Origin of the sequence: Barnesiella sp. CU968, from assembly GCF_905219685.1 — a bacterium.
In the GTDB taxonomy this organism is placed as follows: domain Bacteria; phylum Bacteroidota; class Bacteroidia; order Bacteroidales; family Muribaculaceae; genus Lepagella; species Lepagella muris_A.
In genome coordinates this window covers 1-3021 of the sequence record NZ_CAJMXD010000355.1, presented here as the reverse complement: position 1 = coordinate 3021, position 3021 = coordinate 1, and the positions used below count along the sequence as shown (strand labels likewise).

The following is a 3021-nucleotide window of genomic DNA, read 5'->3' as shown; positions in this document are numbered from 1 at the left end:
AATTAAATTTGCATCGTCATCTGAGGTCTACAGGCTTGAGTGAACTCGCCTCAGACACACTCAGTGAAACACTACCTATACACGTCCTTGTAAGTAGGGAAATCTTGATTGCAGGTATGCTATGAGATGAAAAAGAACACCGGGTATTCCTCCCGGTGTCCTGAAATTCACAATCAAAAATTAATTTGTGACTGTTTTTCTTATTCGGTTAAGATTCTAAAACAAAAATCATTTCTTGATTATTTTCTTTCCGTTCCGGATATATAGGCCGGCAGGGAGTGAATCGAAATCATAACCGAGACTTATTCCCTGAAGGTTGTAAATCTCTCCACTGTTATCGCTTTCGGTTTCTTCCAACTCATTTATATCGGAGGAACTTAATCTGAAGTATGTGGGCTGCGCTTTAAGACTGACATAATTTGATCCCCATTGATATCCCATCATTATGGCGTAATATTCTCCAGGCACCATAAGAGGATAGGAGACTGTTGTATCGAACCGTGTGCGAAAATCTTTTTGCAAGAACATAGGAGAACCTGCCATGGAAAGTATCTCCACTTGTCCCGAGGTGCTCTCAAAGTCCGGTTTCACGAGGAAAGCAAGACAATTATAATTGAAGATGCCTTGGTCCAGACGAACAAATGTGCTTACTTCAATATTATTAGGATCGGTTATGTGATAAACCATTGCTGTTGTACCGTTGGGTAGATTTTCAGACTTGTTTTCGCCGTTTAATCTTACAGCTCCTATCTGAGACAATGTCGGTATTCCAGGATTGGGATGCATTACTATCTTATCCTCAGACACGAAGAAATTTGATGTGCCTTCGTCAAGGAATGCGATGTAAAATTCCGTGTCTGCAGAAATTGTTGCCTGTTGAACAAGGTTAAGAGGTGTTGTCCATTCCCTTTTTTCGCTTGTTTTAGGTGGCAATGTAATGTATATGCTTTCGCCTATGAAATATATGGCTCCATTTTCAACGTTTATTAACACCGGAGCGAACCCTTTTGTCAGTTCGATGTCAGAATCGTTTGCAACTTCGATTTCGAGCTTGGCCATACATCCGAAATATAACTCAGTAAGGAACTTCCCATCCACAAGTTGAAGCATTTCTGCCGGTATGTTATCAACTGTGTATTTGTCTCCTTCCTTTTTTAACACTACATAATTGGAATTTCCATAGCTCTGCATCACCGGTGTCCATATGTCGTCACCTCCGGTTTCGATCTCTACGGAAGCGAATGTCACTTTGTATGTGCCGTCTTTTAGCGGAGTGTCGGAGAGATCTACTGCGGGTTTGAGACGTTCCGGATTAGTGCCGTAACCGGGCTGAACGGAGAGCTTCATTGTGCTTACGTCCTTATATATTGTTTCACCTCCGGTGTTTCCCTGCGGTTCGAAAATAGCCCCGAACTTAAGCTTGATCGTGGAAGGATTGTAGTTTACCCACATCGGTTGTCCCTCTCCCTCAAGATTGAAACTCATGACGTTGCCCTCGATTGCAGCTGTCAATGTGCCGTATTGAGTCATACCTAACGGGCGCACTTCAGCAGGTTTTCCTGTAGGAGGCTGGATGCCGAACACTGCATCCTGGGTGAAGTTGTAACCTCCGCCGCTACCTCCGCCGGCACCGAGAGAACCAGGGTTTAAGGCATCGAGGGAGAAATATCCGTCAGACATTCCGCTCCATCCCCAGTTAAAGTGGAACATGCCATTGCCGTCATATCCGTCAAGCACGAAAGAGTGACCGCCGCCGAGCATGGATCCACCGCCGTAAAGGATAGGTCCAACGGTTTTGAGGTTGTCATAGATCATCTGTTCCCATTCGGATGTGGAATGATACATCCTGAGGTCGTACAGTATATTCTGGTCATAACCGAGATATTTTTTCAGACCTGAAGCAATATTCATGGCAAGGGCGCCTGAAGATTCGGTATTATAATTCATTTTCACGGCATATCCGCAAGCTTTCATCAGATATGCGACAGCATCGGCTTCAGTTTCTGTATATTGTCCTGGCACATATGTGTCTGACATGTTCTCCCAATCAAACTTGCGAAGGGCAAAATTCATGGAAAGCCTTTTTGAAATGTCCTCACACTCATAGCTGATGGATCCGGTTCCCACTTCAGGATAGTTCCAATATTTCAATACCTGTGCCATAGCCGTTGCCACGCAACCTGTGTATGTGCGGTTTGTTCCCACCATAGGACATTGGTTGTAGTATGGCTCTACCTGGTCCCATTTTGTCTTTATCATGGGAGCTATCGCCGTCATGGTTGATCTGCGGTCTATATTTATTTTTGGTGTTTCTGCAGATATTCCATGCTCATTAGCGTATTCAATCTGTCTGGCATATTCGCTTAGCCACCATTCGAGTTGCGGGGGAAGGTTGCCTTCAACTGCATGTCCGTTGTCGGCATATCCGAGTAGCGGATAGGCAATGTCATCTGCTGAAAGCACCAGGTATCCGTCGTTTTCGCCCTGATTGAAAATATAGACTGCCGGATTCCCCTTTTCTGTAAGGGTTGTATGGGCAAGTTCCCGGGCTTTGCCGGAACGCGCCGGTACCGCCATCTTGGGGTTTGCGCTCTTCAGTCGCGAAAGAGCTTCGTCGGGTGTGATAGGTTTTGCGTAGGCAGTAGCCATAAGTGTTACTGCTGCGAGTCCTGAAAGTATTTGTCTTAACATATTTGTTTGGTTTAACAGCACTTTGATAGGTGCGGGACTATCGGCAATCAAGCCGACAGTCCCGAATAATATGTGAATTTAACGGATTGAAATCTTTTTACCGTTTATTATATAGATTCCTTTGGGCAGAGCCTTCATATGGTCATATGATCCATTGGTGAAAATTACTTTACCGTCAAGAGACACAACGCTATATTTGCCGTCTTTGTCAGCTGTTATGCCGTCTACCCCTGAACCTTTTTGGAGATTTGCAACGAAAGTACAGGTTTTTGAAGGATGTGCGTTGTCAATGTAGAACGCGCCATAGTAAAACACAAGTCTGTATTGTGT

General features: G+C 44.5%; 1 protein-coding gene and 1 pseudogene. Both read right to left on the bottom strand.

What is annotated here, in order from left to right; translation table 11 throughout:
* Positions 1–228 precede the first annotated feature (228 nt).
* The gene (locus JX312_RS11365) at positions 229–2691 is read right to left on the bottom strand and encodes a C10 family peptidase (RefSeq protein ID WP_204458073.1); all 2463 of its coding nucleotides are present in this window, start codon (positions 2689–2691) and stop codon (positions 229–231) included.
* A 78-nt stretch (positions 2692–2769) separates the two neighbouring features.
* Positions 2770–3021: pseudogene (locus tag JX312_RS11360) on the bottom strand (hypothetical protein); the annotation flags it as partial.

Coding starts and splice junctions, on each gene's coding strand:
- JX312_RS11365 (WP_204458073.1), bottom strand. CDS start 2,691: ATGTTAAGACAAATACTTTCAGGACTCGCAGCAGTAACACTTATGGCT.